The 22,099-nt window shown below is 50.5% G+C and carries 13 protein-coding genes and 2 tRNA genes; 8 read left to right on the forward strand and 7 right to left on the reverse strand.

What is annotated here, in order from left to right:
- The first annotated feature begins 209 nt into the window (after window positions 1-209).
- Together xth and AC1RVX_RS06130 are read left to right on the forward strand one after the other, a co-directional pair.
- Window positions 210-974 carry an exodeoxyribonuclease III gene (gene xth / locus AC1RVX_RS06125; RefSeq protein WP_493215678.1) on the forward strand — a complete coding sequence of 255 codons (765 nt, stop codon included), beginning with the start codon at window positions 210-212 and terminating at the stop codon, window positions 972-974.
- A 126-nt stretch (window positions 975-1,100) separates the two neighbouring features.
- Entirely contained in the window at window positions 1,101-1,622 is a 522-nt protein-coding gene (locus AC1RVX_RS06130) for a GNAT family N-acetyltransferase (protein ID WP_493215679.1), read from the forward strand.
- Between the two features lie 39 nt (window positions 1,623-1,661).
- On the opposite strand, the gene AC1RVX_RS06135 is transcribed toward AC1RVX_RS06130, so the two are convergent.
- Together AC1RVX_RS06135 and AC1RVX_RS06140 are read right to left on the reverse strand one after the other, a co-directional pair.
- Window positions 1,662-2,132, reverse strand: a complete 471-nt coding sequence (locus tag AC1RVX_RS06135; RefSeq protein ID WP_493215680.1) for a cyanophycin metabolism-associated DUF1854 family protein — start codon at window positions 2,130-2,132, stop codon at window positions 1,662-1,664.
- Window positions 2,133-2,136: 4 nt separating this feature from the next.
- The gene (locus AC1RVX_RS06140; protein ID WP_493215681.1) at window positions 2,137-4,407 is read right to left on the reverse strand and encodes a cyanophycin metabolism-associated ABC transporter; all 2,271 of its coding nucleotides are present in this window, start codon (window positions 4,405-4,407) and stop codon (window positions 2,137-2,139) included.
- A 444-nt stretch (window positions 4,408-4,851) separates the two neighbouring features.
- Between AC1RVX_RS06140 and AC1RVX_RS06145 the strand changes: the two genes are divergently transcribed.
- Entirely contained in the window at window positions 4,852-7,029 is a 2,178-nt protein-coding gene (locus AC1RVX_RS06145) for a cyanophycin synthetase (RefSeq protein ID WP_493215682.1), read from the forward strand.
- A gap of 212 nt (window positions 7,030-7,241) precedes the next feature.
- On the forward strand, window positions 7,242-9,812 hold the full coding sequence (gene cphA / locus AC1RVX_RS06150) for a cyanophycin synthetase (protein ID WP_493215683.1): 2,571 nt from the start codon (window positions 7,242-7,244) through the stop codon (window positions 9,810-9,812).
- A gap of 67 nt (window positions 9,813-9,879) precedes the next feature.
- On the opposite strand, the gene AC1RVX_RS06155 is transcribed toward cphA, so the two are convergent.
- Both AC1RVX_RS06155 and AC1RVX_RS06160 read right to left on the reverse strand, forming a co-directional pair.
- Window positions 9,880-10,224, reverse strand: a complete 345-nt coding sequence (locus AC1RVX_RS06155) for a ribbon-helix-helix domain-containing protein (protein ID WP_493215707.1) — start codon at window positions 10,222-10,224, stop codon at window positions 9,880-9,882.
- 58 nt (window positions 10,225-10,282) lie between these two features.
- On the reverse strand, window positions 10,283-10,864 hold the full coding sequence (locus tag AC1RVX_RS06160) for a DJ-1/PfpI family protein (protein ID WP_493215684.1): 582 nt from the start codon (window positions 10,862-10,864) through the stop codon (window positions 10,283-10,285).
- Between the two features lie 372 nt (window positions 10,865-11,236).
- Here AC1RVX_RS06160 and AC1RVX_RS06165 point away from each other — a divergent pair, with 372 nt between their 5' ends.
- Window positions 11,237-12,514, forward strand: a complete 1,278-nt coding sequence (locus AC1RVX_RS06165) for a GGDEF domain-containing protein (protein WP_493215685.1) — start codon at window positions 11,237-11,239, stop codon at window positions 12,512-12,514.
- A 161-nt stretch (window positions 12,515-12,675) separates the two neighbouring features.
- Here AC1RVX_RS06165 and AC1RVX_RS06170 read toward each other — a convergent pair whose 3' ends face one another.
- Window positions 12,676-13,458, reverse strand: coding sequence for a DUF6650 family protein (locus tag AC1RVX_RS06170; protein ID WP_493215686.1), 783 nt, complete (start codon window positions 13,456-13,458; stop codon window positions 12,676-12,678).
- 58 nt (window positions 13,459-13,516) lie between these two features.
- Complete coding sequence (uvrB, locus tag AC1RVX_RS06175; RefSeq protein ID WP_493215708.1) at window positions 13,517-15,622, reverse strand: excinuclease ABC subunit UvrB; 2,106 nt, start codon at window positions 15,620-15,622, stop codon at window positions 13,517-13,519.
- Window positions 15,623-15,720: 98 nt separating this feature from the next.
- On the opposite strand from uvrB, the gene AC1RVX_RS06180 reads away from it, so the two are divergent.
- The 3 genes from AC1RVX_RS06180 to AC1RVX_RS06190 all read left to right on the forward strand — a co-directional run bounded on the left by AC1RVX_RS06180 (window position 15,721) and on the right by AC1RVX_RS06190 (window position 17,222).
- Window positions 15,721-16,935 carry an amino acid aminotransferase gene (locus AC1RVX_RS06180; RefSeq protein ID WP_493215687.1) on the forward strand — a complete coding sequence of 405 codons (1,215 nt, stop codon included), beginning with the start codon at window positions 15,721-15,723 and terminating at the stop codon, window positions 16,933-16,935.
- A gap of 59 nt (window positions 16,936-16,994) precedes the next feature.
- A tRNA-Asn gene (locus tag AC1RVX_RS06185) sits at window positions 16,995-17,070 on the forward strand.
- Between the two features lie 76 nt (window positions 17,071-17,146).
- A tRNA-Asn gene (locus AC1RVX_RS06190) sits at window positions 17,147-17,222 on the forward strand.
- A 566-nt stretch (window positions 17,223-17,788) separates the two neighbouring features.
- On the opposite strand, the gene AC1RVX_RS06195 is transcribed toward AC1RVX_RS06190, so the two are convergent.
- A complete protein-coding gene (locus AC1RVX_RS06195; RefSeq protein ID WP_493215688.1) occupies window positions 17,789-22,075 on the reverse strand; it encodes a beta strand repeat-containing protein in 4,287 nt (1,428 codons plus the stop codon).
- Window positions 22,076-22,099 lie beyond the last annotated feature (24 nt).

Genomic DNA, 22,099 nt, shown 5'->3' on the forward strand with positions numbered 1-22,099 from the left:
CCTCTGTCTGGAAATACCAGGCAGAGGCCTTTCTGTTTTGTTAATAAAATACAATAAAGCAAGACAACAAGCTGACAACTCCGGCACCTGCAACGCAACAGTTCTTGTTTAAATAGAAAACGTATAATAACGCTCAGACAAGCTGTGCCAGCACAGCCACTTTAATCCTGGATGCGAGATAAAAACGCATCAACACTATTGATAAAAACATGAAACTTGTAACCTGGAACGTTAACTCCCTGAAAGTCAGGCTGCCGCAAGTCTTGCAATGGCTGGACACCAATCCTGTCGATGTCCTGTGCATACAGGAAACCAAATTGACGGATGACAAATTTCCACAGACTGAGATAGAAGCGGCTGGTTACCAGGTTGCCTTTACCGGACAAAAAACCTATAACGGCGTGGCGATTTTATCGAAACACCCGATTGCAGATGTGCAGAAAAACAATCCGCAATTTGAAGATGAACAGCAACGCATCATCGCCGCCACCATAGAAGGCATGCGCATTATTTGCGCCTATGTGCCAAATGGCCAGGCGCTGGATTCCGATAAATTCCAGTACAAGTTGAAATGGTTGGCATCGCTGGAAAACTGGATCAAAGACGAAATGACACGGCACCCAAAACTGGCCGTGCTGGGAGACTACAATATCGCCCCCGAAGACAGGGATGTACATGACCCCGCTGCCTGGGAAGGTATGAACCTGGTGTCGCCACAAGAAAGAACCGCCCTCAAAAACCTGATAGCTCTGGGCTTGACCGACAGCTTCCGCCAGTTTGAACAGGCAGAAAAATCTTTTAGCTGGTGGGATTATCGTGCGTTAGGCTTCCGCCTGAATAAAGGTGTGCGCATAGACCATATCCTGTTATCAGCAGAGCTGGCAAAACAGTGCACCTCCTGCGTTATCGACCGTGTGCCACGCAAGTGGGAACAGCCGTCGGACCATGCACCAGTAATTGCGACGCTTGGTTAGGCTGGTCTCAAGCTCACGTCAATCAGTGTGACATTGTTATACTCCTGACGATCGCATATCCACAAACATAACAATGATTTTGCAAATTCATATCAGGGTGTGTTTACATATTTTTCAGAGATAAAAATGCAGATACTCAGCACTGAACGACTGAATTTAAGACTCATCACCACTGACGATGCTGCGTTTTATCTGGCGCTGATCAACGATCCTGCGTTCATTGCGAATATCCACGACAAGGGTATACGCACAATAGAGGCAGCAAGAGAATCCATCATCAATGGCCCACTGACCAGCCAGGCAAAAAATGGGTTCAGCCTGTACATGGTTGAACGCAAGGACGATGCCCAGCCCATGGGAATATGCGGCCTGGTAAAACGCGAAACCTTGAAAAATATAGACATCGGCTATGCCTTCCTGCCACAGTTTTTAGGACAGGGGTATGCCAGGGAAGCCGCCAGGGCAACTGTCGATTATGCACGCAGCCATTTGCAACTGTCTAAGCTGGCAGCCATCACCTCACCCACGAATAACAGTTCCAACAAATTGCTGCAAGGCCTGGGTTTTGTGCTGGAAGCGGTAGTGGTACTGGATGGTGAGACGAGAGACACCAACCTGTATGGATATGAATTTGCAGACAGGAACTGATTCCTTGAGCAGGAATCAGTTGTAACGCCTCAGGATGGTTTACAGGAAACGGTCCAGAATTCTTCGGCTATGCCGGTCTATTTCAAACATGTCACGTATCAAAAACTGTATGCCGTGATTATCGGTAATCAGTAAAGAAGCCCTGCCGATACGGCGGATGTCTTCATCCCCTTTCAGGACAAATTCTGTCTCGCCCCTGTCAGTACTGACTTTCCAGGTACAAGGCAAGGCAAAGCTGGTGACGCTGTCTATGCGGCTGATTTCGGGCATGAATTCGCGTCCTTCCAGTTCTTCCAGTACCAATAGCCTGGTTGTTTCTGATAAATCGTCAAGCTGATCTATCCATGCCACTTCACGGCCATCGGTCAATACCATGGAGATGCTGATCAATGGTGACTGAATAGGAAATGCCCTGACCGGGCTGACGCCTTCAAATACATCTCCAGCTTCGTTGGTGAGGATGAGTTTGCCAAACGCATTGCGGCTGAGTTCAAATTTTGTGGTGCTCATGTGTTCAATCCTCCGCCAGCTCTGCCACGTTTTCTGCGGCATTCCGGGCCTGTGCCTGATACAGATTGTAGTAAGCCCCTTCTTTCGCCATCAATTCATCATGACTACCCACTTCCACTACCTGGCCACGGTCCAGCACGACCAGGCGATCTGCCTTGTGCAGCGTTGATAAACGGTGGGCAATGGCGATGGTGGTACGGCCTTGCACCAGGTTGTCCAGCGCTTTCTGGATTTCTTTTTCTGTTTGCGAATCGACGGAAGACGTGGCTTCATCCATGATCAAGATACGCGGATCGATCAATAAGGCACGTGCGATGGAAATGCGCTGGCGTTCACCACCCGACAAGCCCTGACCACGTTCACCCACCATGGAATCATAACCCTGCGGCAAACGCAGTATGAATTCATGGGCATGGGCAGCACGCGCTGCGGCAATGATGTCATCGCGGGTCGCGTCTGGTTTGCCGTAGGCGATATTTTCAGCGATGGTGCCGAAGAACAGGAAAGGTTCCTGCAAAACCAGGCCGATATTGCTGCGGTAGTCAGATACTGCAAACGAGCGTATATCCACCCCATCCAATAAGATTGCACCTTCAGATACATCATAGAAACGGCAAATCAGGTTCACCAGCGTACTTTTGCCAGAACCACTATGTCCGACCAGACCGATCATTTCACCCGGCTTGATGTTCAGATTAATGCCACGATTCACCGCCCGGTTACCGTAACGGAATCCAACTTCGCGCAATTCTATCTGGCCTTTGACTTCTTTTACCTTCACCGGATTTTGCGGATCAGGCACGCTTGAAACATGATCAAGAATGTCAAAAATACGCTTGGCTGCCGACGCTGATTTCTGTGTGACAGAAACGATGCGGCTCATGGAATCGATACGGCCATAAAAATTGCTGATGAAAGCGACGGCAGCCACCAGAGAACCGACAGTAATATCACCTTTTGAAATCTGCCAGATACCAAAACCCCAGACAACCAGAATGCCAAGATCAGTCAGGAAGGACACGGTAGGTGAAAACAGCGACCAGACCTTGTTAAGCTTGTCGTTGACCGCCAGATTATGCTTGTTGGCTTCACGGAAACGACCTGCTTCACGTTTCTCCTGCGCAAAGGCCTTGACCACACGTATACCCGGAATAGTGTCGGCCAGGACATTGGTCACCTCGCCCCATACCCTGTCTATCTTTTCAAAGCCGGTACGCAATTTGTCACGCACCAGATGGATCATCCAGGCAATAAATGGCAGCGGCAGCAAGGTCACCAGAGCCAGTTTGGTATTAATCTGCAACAGAAAACCAGCAGTCATGATGAACATCAGTACGTCAGTCGCAAAGTCAAGCAAGTGCAGCGACAGGTAAACGCAGATGCGGTCACTTTCACTACCTATGCGCGACATCAGGTCACCAGTACGTTTACCACCAAAATATTCCAGTGACAATTTCAGCAGATGCTCATAGGTAGCGGTACGCAAATCCGCACCTATACGCTCTGACACCAATGCCAGGATATAAGTCTTGCCCCAGCTCAGCAGCCATGCAACAACTGCAGAACCAAGCAAACCACCGATATAAAACACCACCAGTTTGGGATCAACATGCGCACCATTTTGATAAGGAATCAGCACCTCATCCGTTAGCGGCTTGGTCAGGTAACGTGGGATCATGTGCGCCGCCGTGCCCAGCAACATCAGCGTAAAGCCGATAAACAGTTGCAGGCGGTATGGATGGGCGAAACGCCATAGACGCAACAAGGTCCAGGTGGATGGCGGTGTATAGATAACCTTGGTGCAGACCGGGCATTCTTCCTGATCCGGCTCCAGCACGGCTTTACAGCTAGGGCAGATATTTTGCTCTGCGCGGACTACCGGCAAGCCAGTAACATGACTTTGCAACTGCTCCCTGAACTGGTCCAGCAGACGTATTGCGTGCAGGTTCTGGCCCAGGGTAAAACGCCAACTGCCCAGCAAGCCCTGTTCATCTGTCAATTCCAGATGGCCGACACCAGCATGGTCATGATGGCTTAATTGCAAGCCCCGGCGAAATTCCCATAACTGCCAGTCGCTTGCGTCAGGTGTTTTTGTCAACAGACGGCGATCTGTCAAGACCACTATCCCCTTACGGAAGCGAAGTTTACTGTCGAGGTCAACCTCAAGGGTGGTCAAGACGTTTTCGCCTTGTGCGATGTGCTTGCTCAATTCGGCTTGCCAGCTCGCAGGTAGCGAAAGAACAGGCTGCTCAGGATTGAATTGTGTTGTGGTCATTGTGAAACGAACTCCGGCTCTAGAGCTGGTCCTGAACAAAATCAGGACATGTTTTTTTTACAAAAGGGATAACTTGGTTTCCGTTTCAAGCATAAGCCATGTCACGGAAGCAGCAATTTACGGTATTCTATCGAAAGAAAAATAATCAGATAAATCTGATCAAGAGGATGAACTGCTTTTGCGCTGGCGCGCAAGTATATCAGCAAGCGTGCCTTTCCAATTCGCTTTCAATACGATATACAACGTGTCATTATGACTTTAACAAAACTTTCTTCTACAGAGAAAAGTAGTTCATTCAGGAAAAACGAAGAAAAGTTCTAAAATTGGACATACACAGAATTACCTCAATCAGGCGTTATAACGCAGTTAAGGTGGTTTTGCGTAAGCCCTGCAAAAAATGACAAGATCTGGTCTGTATAACCAGACTTATAAAAGTTTACATACATGACAACAAACAAGAAAGACATCCGCATTCTTAGCGCAACGCACTTGCGTGGCCCGAATATCTGGACTTATCGCCCTGTCATAGAAGCAGTGCTGGATATTGGTGCGCTGGAAGAATTTCCATCGAATAAGATCCCCGGCCTGTATGAACGCCTGACAACCTGGTTGCCAGGCATCATAGAACATCGTTGCGGTGTCGGTGAGCGTGGCGGATTTCTTGAGCGTCTGCGTGAAGGCACCTGGTCGGGCCATATCCTTGAGCACGTGGTGCTGGAATTACAAAACCTGGCAGGCATGCGTACCGGTTTTGGCCAGACCCGCTCGACCAATATGACGGGTGTCTACAAAATGGCATTCCGTACCCGTGAAGAACAGGTTGGCCGTGCTGCGCTGGAAATAGGACGCGATCTGCTAATGGCTGCGATAGAAGACCAGCCGTTTGACGTACCAACTAAAGTGAGCGAATTGCGTGAACTGGTCGACGACCGTTGCCTGGGCCCGAGTACTGCCAGCATCGTCGATGCAGCAACCGAGCGCCGCATTCCTTCCATACGTCTGACCGACGGCAATCTGGTGCAATTGGGGCATGGTGCTGCCCAGCGCCGTATCTGGACGGCAGAAACAGATCGTACCGGCGCGATTGCCGAAAGCATCGCCAGCGACAAGGACCTGACCAAAACCTTGTTGCAATCCTGCGGTGTGCCTGTACCTGAAGGTTCACTCGTGCGCAGTGCTGAAGAAGCCTGGGAAGAAGCACAGGATATCGGCCTGCCAGTCGTCATCAAACCTTATGACGGCAACCATGGCCGTGGTGTTTCATTGAATCTGATGAGCAAGGAAGACGTGATTGCCGCCTATGAACTGGCTGCCCGCAAGGGCGAAAGCAAGAGCGTCATCGTTGAACGTTTTGTGACTGGTGACGAGCATCGCGTGCTGGTCGTAGGCAACCAGGTGGTCGCCGTTGGCAAGGGTGAATCCTTGTGGGTGACTGGCGATGGCATCTCGAATATCACTGAACTGGTCGACAGCCAGATCAACACTGACCCACGCCGTGGCACTACCGAAGATTGTCCGCTGAATGCACTTGACCCAGCCGCGGGCGCAGAAATCATACTGGAATTAAAACGTCAGGGCATGGATGCCAATTCCATCCCGCTGGCTGGACAAAAAGTCTTGATACAGCCTAACGGCAACGTCGCGCTGGATGTCACTGATCAAATACATCCTGATGTCGCCTATGCTGCGACTCTGGCGGCCCGCATCATCGGCCTGGATATTGCCGGTGTTGATCTGGTTGCTGAAGATATATCTCGCCCCATGCGTGAACAAGGTGCGGCCATTATCGAAGTCAATGCCAGTCCCGGCCTGTTGGCCCATATCAAACCGGCGAATGGTGAAGGCCGTCCGGTTGGCAAGGCTATCATCAATCATTTGTTTGCACCGGATGAAAGCGGTCGCATCAGCATTGTCGGTGTTGCTGGTACCAAGGGCTGCAGTCTGATTGCCCGTCTGATCGGTGCCCTTATTCATATCAGCGGCAAAGAAACCGGTGTCGCCTGTGGTCAAGGCTTGTACCTGAACAAGCGCCTTGTCACCGATGGCAATTGCGCCAACTGGGAAGCCGGCCAGCGTTTGCTGATCAATCGCTCAGTGCAAGCCGCCGTGTTTGAAACCAATGCTAAAGCCATACTCACTGAAGGTCTGGCTTATGACAAATGCGCAGTAGGTGTCGTGACCGACATGGACGGTTATGCAGAACTGGCAACACACTATATCGACAGCCCGGACCAGATGCGCAAGATTATCCGCACCCAGGTTGACGTGATTTTGCCGGATGGTGTCGCAGTATTGAATGCAGCCGACCCCGCAGTGGTGGACCTGGCAGAACTGTGCGACGGCAAGGTGATTTATTACGGCCTGGACCCCGAACTGGAAGCCATCGTCAACCATCGCGCCCAGGGTGAGCGTGTGGTGTTTTTGCGTGATCAACATATCGTCCTGGCTGATGGTGAAAATGAATCTGCGCTGCTGTCTTTGAACACACTGAAACCCGCCAAGGTCGCACAACTGGACAGTGTACTGGCGGCAGTTGCAGCGGCATGGGCTTTAAACATCACGCCGGAACTGATAGGTGCAGGACTGAGGACTTTTGATTCCACCCAAAAACCTGCTTACTGAGTGGATGCTGAGTAATACGTCGAGACATATTGTGGCAGGTGTTCAATAAAGGCACCAAGCTACGCCGACACAAACAATTATTTACGTATTTTCTTAGAATTTGCTACTTATTTGCTATTTCTCTGACGGTGTGATCCCAGGCTCGTAAGGAGTCGATATGCAGAAATGCAGCACACCGCCGTTTGACGCTTTTTTCAACAGGACTAAGTTTTATGGAAGTATCACGCATCCGTGCCCTGCGCGGTCCCAATCTCTGGAGCCATCATACGGCTGTAGAAGCGATTGTTACCTGCACCAAGGAAGAGCTGTCAATTGCTGGCCTGAACGGATTTGAAGACCGTTTGCGTGCCTTGTTCCCTGAATTGAGCATCTTGCAGCCCACTGGTCATGATGACGCCATTCCCATGGCCCATGTATTTGAACTGACAGTCCTCGGCCTGCAGGCAGAAGCTGGCTGCCCGGTCACATTCAGCCGTACCACGCAAACCCTGGAAGCCGGCATATTTCAGGTCGTCGTCGAATATAGTGAAGAAGCCGTTGGTCGCCTGGCCATAGAACTGGCTGAACAACTGATACAGGCTGCGCTAAAACATGAAGCCTTCGATCTGACAGCAGCACTGGACCAGTTGCGTGAACTGGATGAAGACGTACGTCTTGGTCCTTCAACCGGCTCTATCGTGAATGCAGCCGTGGCCCGCAATATCCCTTATCGTCGCCTGACTGATGGCAGCCTGGTTGCCTTTGGCTGGGGTAGTCGTCAGCGCAAGATACAAGCCGCTGAAATGGATGGCACCAGCGCTATTGCGGAAGCCATTGCGCAAGACAAGGAACTGACTAAAAAATTGCTGCATGCTGCTGGCGTACCTGTGCCGCTGGGACGTTCTGTCTCCGACCCTGACGATGCCTGGAAAGCAGCGCTGGAAGTTGGTCTACCCGTGGTCGTCAAGCCCAAGGATGGCAATCAGGGTAAAGGCGTCACTGTGAATGTGACGACGCGCGAACAACTGGACGCTGGCTTCCATGCTGCCAGTGAATTCCGCGATGACATTCTGGTTGAACGCTTCTTGCCTGGTAATGATTTCCGTCTGCTGGTGGTAGGAAACAAGCTGATCGCCGCCGCCCGTCGCGACCCGCCACAAGTGGTTGGAGACGGTAAGAAAACCGTGCGTGAACTGGTGGAACAGGTCAATAAAGACCCGCGCCGGGGTAGTGGTCACTCCACGTCCCTGACCAAGATACGTTTTGACGATATTGCCCTCGCCAGCCTGGCAAAACAGGGCTTTGTTGCCGATTCGATTCCGCCCAAAGGCCAGCGCGTCATCTTGCGTAACAATGCCAACCTGTCGACAGGTGGTGCCGCTACCGATGTCACCGATGATGTACATCCGGAAGTCGCTGCGCGTGCCGTTGCTGCAGCACAAATGGTCGGCCTTGATATTTGCGGTGTTGACCTGGTCTGCGACAGCGTATTGAAACCCATAGAATTGCAAAATGGCGGCATCGTCGAAGTCAATGCCGCACCTGGCCTGCGCATGCATTTGTCACCATCCTTTGGCAAAGGCCGCCCGGTCGGTGAAGCCATCATCGACTCCATGTTTGATGACAATGACGATGGCCGCATCCCTATCATTGCCGTCACTGGCACCAACGGTAAAACCACTACGGTACGCCTGATCACCCATTTGCTCACTACCAGCGGTTTACGCACGGGCATGACCAATACCGACGGCGTCTATGTTGCAGGTCGCCAGATAGACAGCGGCGATTGCAGCGGCCCACGCAGCGCCCGCAATGTCTTGTCACATCCAGATGTTGACGCTGCCGTATTCGAAACTGCCCGTGGTGGTGTCTTGCGTGAAGGTCTGGCGTATGACCGTTGTCAGGTGGCGGTGGTCACCAACATCGGTTCTGGTGATCATCTTGGCCTGAACTACATCACCACGGTCGAAGATCTGGCTGTATTGAAGCGTGTGATTGTGCAAAACGTCGCAGACAATGGCTATGCCGTACTGAATGCAGCTGACCCTATTGTCGCCAGCATGGCGTCCAACTGCCCTTCTGCCGTGATTTTCTTTGCTGCCGATCACCAACACCCTGTCATGTCTGCCCACCGTGCCCAGGGCAAGCGTGCCGTGTATGTTGAAAACGGTCACCTGATTGCGGCTGAAGGCAAAACCCGTCACAGCATTCCACTGGCCGACATCCCCATTACACGCAATGGCAGCATAGGCTTTCAGGTCGAAAACGTCATGGCATCCGTAGCGGCTGCCTGGGCCGTGAACATTAGCTGGGACAGCATACGTACCGGCCTGAAAAGCTTTGCAAATGAAGCCGATAATGCGCCTGGTCGCTTTAATGTCTTCAATTTCCGTGGTGCGACCCTGATTGCCGATTATGGCCACAACCCGGATGCCATTCTGGCACTGGTTCGCGCGGTGGAAACCATGCCAGCCAAACGCCGTTCAGTCGTCATCAGCGGTGCTGGTGACCGCCGTGACCAGGATATCCGCCAGCAAACAGAAATTCTGGGTGAAGCTTTTGATGATGTAGTCCTGTACCAGGATCAATGTCAGCGTGGTCGCGCCGATGGCGAAGTCATCGCCCTCTTGCGTGCGGGTCTGGCAAATGCCAGCAAAACTTCACGTGTCGATGAAATCACCGGTGAATTTATCGCCATAGACCTTGCGATGGACAGACTGGAAACGGGCGACCTGTGCCTGATCCTGATCGATCAGGTAGAAGAAGCGCTGGAGCATATTGCCGCGCGTGTTGCTGCAGGCTAAGTTTTAGCAGTGCACCAATTAAAAATGCCGGGCTTAGTTGAAAAGCCCGGCATTTTTTACTGGAACCTTAAATAAGGAAACCGCTGCTTCCGTTTTTTTTATTGTGCAAACCAGCCAGCGGCAAGTGCTTGTCGTTGACGATCTCACCGTCCAGCATCAGGGACGTGTAACGCAGACAACAAACCCGCAGAAAAGATGAAAAATTGTCGATCTGGCCGCGATACGCCATCAATTCGTCATACAACTTGGTAATGAGCTGATTGATATTCATGCCGTCACGCTCGGCAATTTCCTGCAAGACTTGCCAAAACAGTTTTTCAAGACGTATCGAAGTGACAACGCCATGCAGGCGTATCGAACGTGCCTTGGATTCGTACAGGGCCGGATCGGCTTTTACAAAGATCTCACACATCATCCCTCCCGCATATCATCAAGTAGGTCTACTTGATGATTATACGTCAATGCCTGATTTACAATTTTATTTCAGTTCCCAGCAACAGCAAATACTGGGCTATCCAGGCAGGATGTGCTGGCCATGCTGGGGCAGTCACAAAGTTTTTATAAGTCACCGCTTCGGTCACAGCAATATTGGCGTAATGCCCACCCGCTGCTTCGACTTCAGGCTGGCAAGCCGGATAAGCCGAGCATTTGACACCTTCCAGCACTTTGGCAGCAGCCAGAATCTGGGCACCATGGCATACCGCAGCGATGGGCTTGTTTGCTTGTGCAAAATATTGAACGATGGCAATGACTTGTGGATTCAAACGCAAATATTCAGGTGCACGACCACCTGGAATCAGCAAGCCGTCATATTCCTCTGCCTTCACACTGGCAAAATCATGGGTGATGGTAAAGCGATGGCCAGGTTTTTCGGTATAGGTTTGCTGTCCTTCAAAATCATGGATGGCGGTAGCAACAAAATCCCCCGCCTTCTTGTCCGGACAAACTGCATGAACCTGATGCCCAACGGCCAACAGACTCTGGAAAGGCACCATGGCCTCGTAATCCTCCACAAAATCACCCACCAGCATAAGAATTTTTTTGGCAGCCATGATGTCTCCTGATTATGTATAAATGGAAACTGATTGTTGATCAAATTCAGTATAAGGTGGTAATGACGGGCTACTACATCGTGCAAAAAAACACTCCCATTCGCTACCTGACAAATCAACCCTTTTCCAGAGCGATAAACCGAGGCGGCCTGCCGGCAACATATTATTGCCAAAAACACAATTCATGAAAAATTAAGCTTTATATGCACGCATTACGTTACATAATTGTCTTATCTGACATAATTACTCAGCCTTTACTCAGGAGATGACAAGAACTCGTATAAAATTGATCTTGCATGAACAGCAAAAGCACAGCACCACTCGTATGGAGACAAAATGGCGGAAGTGGGATTATTGTATAAGAATCAGGTAATGCTGCTCACACAGACCTTTTTCATCAAAGACAATAAAGACGAATTATTGTTGTGTGCTCACAAATACGATTTCGACATCCTGTTCTTTGACCAGATGAGCGATTTCGTGATGGCCGTGCAGAGTTCTGAAGGTAACAATCTGTTTGTGATTGACCTCGATGTGCTTTACAACATGCAGGACGACATGCAGCATAACCGCCGGCAAACCATGTTCCTCAGTGATTTGCTGCAACGCCTGCCTGCCGATAAAAATTACATCTTCCTGCAAACGGTACGCCAGGGTGAACGTTTCCTGCTGCAACAAAGACTGGTCGACAGTAATTGTCTGGCCTATGCAGAAAAGCCGATTACCAATGATGTGCTGGTCGATAAACTGTTCAATATTTTTGCCCAGAACAAGCGTGGTGAATCGAATACCATCGTCTATCTTGGCGACAAACCCATGCTGGACATAGAATTGCTGGCTGCCAACCAGATAGAATTACTGCATTATCAGGACGCCCGCTCGCTGCATGTGCGCGTCAAAGAAGTGCAACCAGACGTGGTATTGATAGAAGAAGACCAATACCTGCAGACCGAGGCATTGGTTCGCGTGCTGAAGAGAAACATCGAGTCCGACCCTGGCCGCGAAATCATACTACTGCAAAACAGCCTGAACCCGGCCCTCGCCCGCCGTGCGTTGGATAGTGGTTTCGACGAAATACTGATGCCGAATGATGCCGATGTACTGACCCGTCAGTTACTGAACCGCATCAATAAAATCCGCGCCAGCAAAGACCTGATCAGCCGCGACCGTGCTACTGGCCTGCTCAACAAGGTGGGCCTGCAAAAGAAAGCCCAGGAATGGATACGCCGCGCCACCAGGGAAGACAAACCGCTGGCCTATGGCATCATCGATATAGACAAATTCAAAACCATCAATGACACCTGGGGCCATTATTTTGGTGACATCATCATCAAACGCCTGTCTTTGGTCTTGTCTGCACAACTGGGTGAACGCGACCTGTTAAGCCGCTTTGGTGGTGAAGAATTTGTTGTCGTATTCTGGGACAGTACACTGGAACAAGGCAAGCAAAAGCTGGATGCCATGCGTGAAGCCTTCGGCAAAATCACTTTTGAAGTCAGTCCCCGCGAACATAAGCATTTCAGCTTCAGCGGCGGTGTCGCCGACTTCCCCACCTGCAAAACCGAGAATGAAATGTTTTTGAAAGCAGATGCGATGTTGTATCTGGCCAAGGAAGGTGGGCGGAATCAGGTTTGTATTAGTGGTAAATAATCTAGTTCAAAGTCATCAAGGTTCCAGCTAGAATTGTAGGTTGGAGCCTCGTAGGTTGGGCTTCGCTTCACCAGCCCAACACTGGGCCTCAGCAAACGTACACCTTATTTAACCGCCAAGTGTTGGGCTGATAAAACGTAGCCCAACCTACGTATTAAACTCTATGTCTTTAGCGGAGCAATTCTCTGCAAATCCTCACTTAACTTAATATCGTAAGCATCTGCCAAATTATTTATTTGAAGGCCAATTGCTTTTCGAAGTACCGCAAGGGCCTCACAGAAACGACGCCATTCGGGATCATTCGAATTGCATTTCAAACTGGCAAGGTCGGAACTCTCGACGGAATTAAAGAATATAAGGATAGTCTTAGTTAGCGCTAATAAAATACTATCCAATGGACTGCCATCTTGTAGTTCATATCTACAATCAACGAATCCAGAACGCAATAGATCAAGAGATTTTCGAACTCTATCTGGGAATTCTGCATCAAAGCTTTGCCAAAGTGTTCTACGATCTTCCAATATTGCAATTACCCTCTTCGCTAACACAGGTTCTTGGCGCTTAGATTGTAAAAGTATAATGCTTTCGGCATAACCTTTTGTACGAACTTCAGTGATCATTGTTTCATGATCATGCTTCCATTGCCGCAACAATTCAGCTGTGTGTTTTGAATCATCTTTATCAACTATATCTCCACATTCACGACACAACCACAATCCATTTGAAATAGATTTTCGTTGAACTGGACTCTGGCTAACGTCATACCGTGGCCCTTTGGCAGCTGCGGCATTAATGTGCGCAGCATGTCCCGTAGAAAGACCCTTATTTTCATCCGAATGTGGCCCAGCCGTGAGTTTCAAGCAATAAGGATTTGAGCAAAAATGCGCAGCTCGAACCGCAAGTGTACGTTTTGTAGATAAAGAAAAATCGTCGCGAGCTCCCATGTCGAATTCACATCCTTATACAGTAATTAAATCCCTCATTATTCCTGACAAAGCTCCACTACTTGACTACAATCGGCTCCAGCGAATCATGTCCACCCGCCCCAAACAACTGCTGTTTGACATGTGCTAACTGATCCCTTACCTGCGCAGCTTTTTCAAACTCCAGATTTTTCGCATGATCCAGCATGAGTTTTTCCAGACGCTTGATTTCGCGGCTGATCTGTTTCTCGCTCATGACTTCATAGCGTGCCTGCTCTTGCGCCACGGCCAGTTCTTCCCGCGCTTCTTGCGGGTTGTAGACACCGTCGATAATGTCCTTGATCTGTTTGCGTATACCAACCGGGGTAATATTATTGGCCAGGTTGAAGGCTAACTGTTTGTTGCGACGGCGCTCAGTTTCACCTATGGCGCGCCGCATCGAATCCGTCATCTTGTCAGCATACAGGATAGCCTTGCCATGCAAATTACGCGCTGCACGACCTATAGTCTGGATCAGGCTGCGTTCAGAACGCAGGAAGCCCTCCTTATCTGCATCCAGTATCGCCACCAATGACACTTCAGGAATATCCAACCCCTCACGCAGCAAATTGATGCCGACCAGCACGTCAAAGGTGCCCAGACGCAGATCACGGATAATCTCTACCCGTTCGACCGTATCAATATCGCTATGCAAGTAACGCACCTTGATGCCATTTTCCCCCAGGAATTCGGTCAACTGTTCCGACATGCGCTTGGTCAGGGTCGTGACCAGTACACGTTCTTCTTTTTTAACACGTTCGATAATCTGGTTCATCAGATCATCAACCTGCGTCAATGCTGGCCGCACTTCAATTTCAGGATCCACCAGGCCAGTGGGCCTGACCACCTGCTCTACCGTTTGGTCAGAATGCTTGTCTTCATAATCGCCAGGTGTGGCCGATACAAACACCGTCTGACGCAATTTGCTTTCGAATTCGGCAAACTTCAATGGCCGGTTATCCAGCGCAGATGGCAGCCGGAAACCATAATCCACCAGATTGGTCTTGCGCGCCCTGTCGCCGTTGTACATGCCATTCAACTGGCCCGTCAATACGTGTGACTCATCCAGGAACATCAAAGCATCTGCCGGCAGGTAATCCACCAGGGTTGGTGGCGGCTCACCGGCCTTGGCACCGCTCAGGTGACGCGAGTAATTTTCAATACCCTTGGTAAAACCGATCTCGGCCATCATTTCCAGGTCAAAGCGGGTACGCTGCTCTATACGCTGCTCTTCGATGAGTTTGTTTTCACGCCGGAAGAAATCCAGGCGCTCACGCAATTCTTCCTTGATGGTGTCAATGGCACGCAAGACCGTTTCACGCGGCGTCACATAGTGCGAGCTTGGGTAAACCGTAAAGCGCGGTATCTTTTGCTTGATGCGCCCTGTCAACGGGTCAAACAATTGCAGGTTTTCAATTTCATCGTCAAACATTTCCACGCGCACAGCCATTTCGGCATGTTCTGCCGGGAAAATGTCGATAGTGTCACCACGCACACGGAAAGTACCACGCCCAAAATCGACTTCATTGCGCTTGTACTGCATCTGTATCAGGCGGGCGATGACATCGCGCTGGCTGACCTTGTCCTTGGCGCGCAGCGTCAAAATCATCTTATGGTATTCGCTGGGGTTACCGATACCATAGATGGCAGACACGGTTGCCACGATGATGACATCCCGTCTTTCCATCAGCGATTTGGTACAGGACAGACGCATCTGTTCTATATGTTCATTGATGGCAGAATCTTTCTCAATGAACAAATCGCGCTGCGGAACATACGCTTCTGGTTGATAGTAATCGTAATAACTGACAAAATACTCTACCGCATTGCGTGGAAAGAATTCCCTGAACTCACTGTACAACTGTGCCGCCAGGGTTTTATTAGGTGCAAAAATAATCGCTGGCCTGCCGGTTCTGGCGATGACATTCGCCATCGTATAGGTCTTACCCGACCCCGTCACCCCCAGCAACGTCTGAAAAAACAAACCGTCACTGATTCCCTCAACCAATTGCGCAATTGCCGCTGGCTGATCACCCGCCGGCTGGAACATTTGATACAACTGATAAGGAGAATCAGGAAAACTGATAAATTTTGCTTCGTCCAGCTGTTCTGACAAAGCCACTGAATTAACTGGTGCTACCGCCATGATGCTATTACCTTTGCTAAAATAGGTGGCTGTACTATGCAATCTGCCTCATTCCAACCTTTACTGTCGGCAACGACAACTCTTTCAATATTATCACGATGACTGCTCCTGCTTCTTCCCCCCTGTTTTCTGCCATAGAAATGGCCCCCCGCGACCCTATCCTGGGCATCACTGAAGCCTTTAACGCTGACCAGAATCCTGCCAAGGTCAACCTGGGTGTAGGCGTATACTATGACGATAATGGCAAGGTTCCATTGCTGGAATGCGTCAAAAAAGCTGAAGCCATTTTGATGGAAAAATTCGCCCCACGCACCTACCTGCCTATCGAAGGCCTGGCTGCCTATGATAAAGCAGTGCAAGAACTGGTATTTGGTGCTGACAGCGATGTCGTCAAGGAAAAGCGCGCAATCACCGCCCAAGCCATCGGCGGCACAGGTGCCCTGAAGCTGGGTGCTGACTTTTTGCAGCGTTTCAGCCCAAATTCTGAAGTCTGGATCAGCGATCCAAGCTGGGAAAATCACCGCGCCCTCTTTGAATCAGCCGGTTTCAAGGTCAATTCTTATCCGTATTACGATGCAAGCACCCGTGGTGTCAACTTCGCTGGCATGCTGGCCGCATTGAAATCCATGTCTGAAGGCTCCATCGTCCTGTTACACGCCTGCTGCCACAACCCAACCGGTGCCGACTTGACTGATGATCAGTGGACACAAGTGATTGAAGTCGTCAGCCAACGCAACCTCGTTCCTTTCCTGGACATGGCTTACCAGGGCTTTGGCGACGGTATTGAAGCCGATGGCAAGGTCGTACGCCGCTTTGCAGAAGCTGGTGGTGCCTTGTTCGTCTCCAATTCCTTCTCCAAGTCTTTCTCGCTGTATGGCGAACGTGTCGGTGCCCTGAGCATCGCCGCATCCAGTGCAGAAGAAGCTGCCCGCATCATGTCGCAATTGAAACGTGTGATCCGCACCAACTACTCCAACCCGCCTACCCATGGTGGTCAGGTCGTGGCAACCGTGCTGGCAACGCCAGAACTGCGCCAGTTGTGGGAAGAAGAACTGGCCGGCATGCGAGTACGTATACGTGAAATGCGCAATGCCTTCGTCAGCAAACTCAAGGAAAAAGCACCTGGTCACAACTTTGACTTCGTTATCCAGCAGCGTGGCATGTTCTCATATTCTGGCTTAACAAAAGAACAGGTTGGCCAGTTACGTGACAAGAATTCCATCTATGCCGTTGATACCGGACGCATCTGTGTAGCCGCTCTCAACAGCAAAAATATCGACAATGTCATAGCAGCGATTACCCAGGTTTTGTAATTCAATCTGGCTAGAGTGTTGACAAAGATGGGTCCAATGAATATAATCTTTGTCTCTGTTCCCTGATAGCTCAGTCGGTAGAGCGACGGACTGTTAATCCGCAGGTCCCTGGTTCGAGTCCAGGTCGGGGAGCCACAGAATTTGAAGTAAGTAGTGAACTTAATAAAAAATCACTACAAAAAAGTTTAACGAAGGTGATCAAATCTTCTATTCCCTGATAGCTCAGTCGGTAGAGCGACGGACTGTTAATCCGCAGGTCCCTGGTTCGAGTCCAGGTCGGGGAGCCAAATTTAGGAAAGAGTTACTTGCCCAAGCCAGTAACTCTTTTTTTTCCGCCCTTTTTCCGCCATGTTCCATGGCACAGCCAGTCTGTCAGAATTCAAAGCTTTGTTTTTTATGTACGCGGCGTAAAATCAGGTAGGCAATTCAGATAGCGGCTATTACAAATTTACCGGTTAAGGTACATCTCCGGGCCCCAAAAATTGTACAAGTCTCCCCTCTCTTCCCGGCTGCACTCAAAAACTCTCCAAATAAGAAGCCTTCCATAGCCCTTGTTTAGTTTAGCTACACATCATTTCTTGATCAGATGTTCTCTCTGCATGATTGCATGCCTATTCGTTTGTTTGCTCCATTGTCTTCCTCTGTTACTCCCCCTCCAGCTCCAGCATCGAACACGAGGCGAGCTCATCGCTTTCCAAAAAGAAAAACGGCCCAATCAACATTGTGACCGGGCCGTTCTTTTTTCTAAACACTATTCTGTTCGTAGCATGAATATACGTTTAAAAGAATAACAAGGCCAGCAGCGCTGGCGCTTTCAAGATGGTGACAGCCACCTTGGTGATAATACTATTCCTTACGCAATCAGATTGCCACTGCTAATAGTACCGACAGTACCCGTCAATTGTACAAAGAAGTCGGTACTGTCGAAGTTGGCAGTATCGGAACCGGTGTTCTGGAACAGATAAGTACCTGCTGCTGACCCTGTCTGTATCGTGATCAGGTAAGCCTGACCAGTGTTATTGAGAACGACGGACAAACCAGCTGTGATGGTGGCCAGGTAGTTCGCTGTCGTTGCATTGCCGATGATATAGGAGCCGACACTCGCCGCATTGACACCTGTCTTGAAAAAATCCGTACCAGTCGCATTGAAATTACCGACCACGTCAACCTGAGTCCTGTTCGACATATTGGCACCGGTTTCGATCAAAGTTTCCGAGCCTGAACCTGCGGTCTGCAGGTTAATGGTATCGACAGCAGCGCCGCCAGTGATAGTGGTTGATGCAGAACTGGAACCCAGCAGGTTCAGGGTCTGGCCACCCGTACCCAGGGTAATGGTGTTGTCGCCAGTGCTCTTGGTATAGTTCAGCGTGACACCTGCACCATTCACGTTAGTGAGGCTGGCTGTGCCTGTACTACCTGCCACGTTGATGATTTCCATATTGGCGACCTTGGTACTCAGATCGATGTTCTGGGTTGTGGTCGCACCGATATTGAGTGTATCTGTACCGTTGCCACCATCCACCGTAGTCAGGAAATTGATAATCTGGTTGGCAGTAAAGTTAAAGGTGTCAGCACCTGTACCACCAATGACACTGACGGCCACATTGGCTGAGGTGAAATTGTTGGTGCCATTGGCGAGGTTGTACTTTTCTATCGTGCTGAAGGCATTGAAAGTACCAGCCGTCGTCAGGTTCAGTGTTTCTGTTCCTGCTGCATTGACGGTGCCGGTAAATTGCGACATCTGGGCTATCGTTGCGGTGATGTTGGCATTATTGGTCACTGTCAGATTTTCAAAACCTGTGATCGTGGCATTGCTGATATCCGGTGTCGATGAGAAGAACGCCAGGCTATCTGTGCCCGTGCCACCAGTATAAGTACCAAGGATGGTCACGCCATTGAGGGCCAGGCTATTATTGCCGTTGCCCAATGCTGCCGTGCTGGAAACAGTGGCGTTGATCGTGATGTTGTCGTTACCACTTCCACCGGTGTAGTTAACTCCCGCCGTAGCAGAATTCATATTAACCGTGTTGGTACCGATAGCACTACCTTTGACGGTGGCTGTACCTGTCAGGGCACTGGCTGTCCAGGTAAAGCCCCCCAGGGTAATGCCGCTGGCATCAACGGTCGTCAGCGAGGTGCTGGATGAAGACAGAGTCAGGCCAGCATTGCCACTCACGTTAAAGGTCTTGACCGAATTACCCAGCCAGGTCATGTTGTCATTAAAAGCACCGGTGGGCGTGGCCTGGGTGTCGTTGACACTGATATTGACAGTCTCTACACCGGATGCAGTAATACCGGTAGCCGCAAAAGCAACGCCAGAAGTACTGCCGTCAGTCAGCGTCAGGTTGACGATATCATTGACGCCACCTGCAAAGGCGGCATTGGAAATGGTAAAGGCCGTGCCCGCGCCATTCAGCGTGACGTTGCCATTGCTGGGCAAATTGCTCAATGTCAGTCCATTCGCGCCAGAGAAAGTGACGTCGCTATAGTTACCGAGGACCTGCAAGTCTATGGTCTGGTTGGTCACACCGGTGAGGCGCAATTTCTCAAAGCCGGTGACATTGGCGGCAAAAGTACCCGAACCGGAAGCCGTGGCAGCATACGCAGCCGACAGCACAATGGTGTCGGTACCCAGGCCACCATTGACAACAATGGGCAACAAGGCTGTGTTGGGGATGAAAGTATCATCACCACTACCGCCATTGATGGTGGTGAAGCCTGCTGAAGTGTTGTAGGTGATGGTATTGGTGCCATCAGCCAGGTTCAGGACCTTGATATTGCTGATGGTGCCGCCTGTGCTGCCATTATTGAGGGTGACAGTGCCAGCCGTGGTCAGGGTCAGCACATCGGTATCGGCAGCATTACCAGCGATGGTTGTGCCATTGAGGTTAGGGATGCTGGACATGAAGATGTCATTGGCACCAGATGTGCCATTGAACGTGCCGCCCGCAGTGACACCAACGGCATTGGCAATACCAAAATCATTAACAAAGATAGCGCCTGTAGTGCCACCAAGCTTGATCAGGAAATCGCTGCCATCAACCGCCGTTGCACTACTGCCCGAATTCTGGAAAGCATAGGTGCCTGCTGCAGTACCGCTATTGACGACGATGGTATAAGCCTGGCCTGTGGTCGCAAGGCCCGCACCCGCAGCTGTTGCTGCCGTGGCAATCGCTGCCGCCAGGTTGCTGGTGTCGGCATTGGCGATGGTCAGGTTATACAGCGAAGTGGCGATAATCCCGGTACCAAAACTGTCAGCACCAGCTGCCTTGAAATTATTGACGGTGTCGATGGCATTGATGTTCGAGCCAGCCACAATGACATCTGCACCAGTTGCCGTGGCTGACAGATTAATGATATCGACTCCAGAACCGCCAGTGATAGTGCTTGCACCTGTACCCGTACCCAGGATATTCAGGGTTTGGCCACCAGAGCCGAGTGTGATGTTATTGATGGCAGTAGCAGCAGATTTGGTGAAGTTCAGGGTGACGCCTGCGCCATTCTCATTCGTTACGGTCCAGGTTGGTGTCGTGCCGCCAGTGACATTCACGACTTCTACACCGCTGACTTTGGCCGACATGTCGAGGGCTGCAGTCACAGCACCGACATTCAGCGTATCTGTACCAGCACCACCATTGATAGCCGTGGAAGCAGCGATGATGGCTGAACTGGCATTGATGGTGTCGTTGCCCGTACCACCAGTCACCGATACCAGGCCGGTCGCTGCGGTAAAGGTATTGCTGCCGTTGGCCAGCACATAGTTTTCTACATTCGCATTACCTGCGATAGTACCTGCAGTCGTGAAGTTGACTGTCTCTGTTGCAGCGGCAGTGACGGTGGTAAAGCCGCTATATTGTGCCGCTGTCATGGTGACAGATGCATTATTGGCGATATTGACAGTTTCAAAGCCACTGACATTGGCTGCGCTGATATTGCTGCCATTGACCAGGAACAAGGTGTCGCTGCCAGCGCCCGCAACAAAGGTGCCGCTATAAGTCTTGCCTTCCAGCGTCAGGGTATTGTTACCCGCGCCCAAATTGACATTACCAGCCAGCATGGAGCTGCCAGAATTGGTCAGGTTAACATTATCATTGCCAGTGCCGCCATTGATGGTGGTAATACCGGATGTGGCCACGTTAAAGAAAACATTGGTTCCCGTATTATCGGTAGCCAATGTCTTGATATTGGTAATGGTATTGCCACTACCAATAACGATACTGCCGCCGCCAGAAATGGTGATGGCATCGGAATCGCTACCATTGCCGTTGACAGTTGTGCCAACCAGCGCAGCCACATTGCCGGTAAAATTTTCGTTCAGTCCGGCCGTGCCATTGAATATCCCGCCTGCGGTCAGCGCAGTGCTGTTGGCAGCCTGACCATTACCATTCGATGGGCTGGTACCTATCGTGCCGGAAATCGCGCTGGCACCACCGGACACCACAATCGCATTGGAAGTAGTGATGTTGTTCACACCACCGCCAGTCGCATTCGAAGAAGAAGTCACGTCATACACCAGCGTACCGCCAGTGATGGAGATAAAGGACAGGTCGATATTATTCACACCGGCAATATCATCAACAATCGTCAGTTGATGCGGACCTGCGCCAGAGAACGTCAGTACAGGACCGGTCAGGCTCAGTGCAGCACGCGCAGCGATTAATGCAGCGTATTGGCTGGCTGTAATCACTACAGCAGAGTTCGCTGTGATGTTTTCGATACCAGATAGTTGTGCACCAGCCAGGTTGATCGCACCGTAAGTCACCAGTGTATCGTTACCTGCACCCAGGTTGATGGTGTCTGTCACGACACGGGCTACCGCAGTTGCTGTGGATTGGGTATTGAGGGAAACACCGTTTTCTGTTGTCAGATAGGTACCGGCAATATAGTTACCCAGCAATACCACGCGGTCAGCACCAGCACCCAGGCTCAGGAAGTTGGCGCCACGGCCCAGTGTCACGTCCAGTGCAGATTGCGCTGTCAATGCACCGGCATCGATAGATACACCAACAGTTGCGTTCGCAACGTTGACGTTGTCGATCGCACGGATAGTCAGGCGTTCGATGTGGGTAGTGGTGTTCGCAGCCTGATAGCTGTCAACCAGGTTACCAACGATGGTGTCATTCAACTGGATTTGGGACACTTGAGTCACTGCTGTGTCGTTCGT

Source organism: Undibacterium sp. GW821-FHT11B02 (assembly GCF_058808955.1).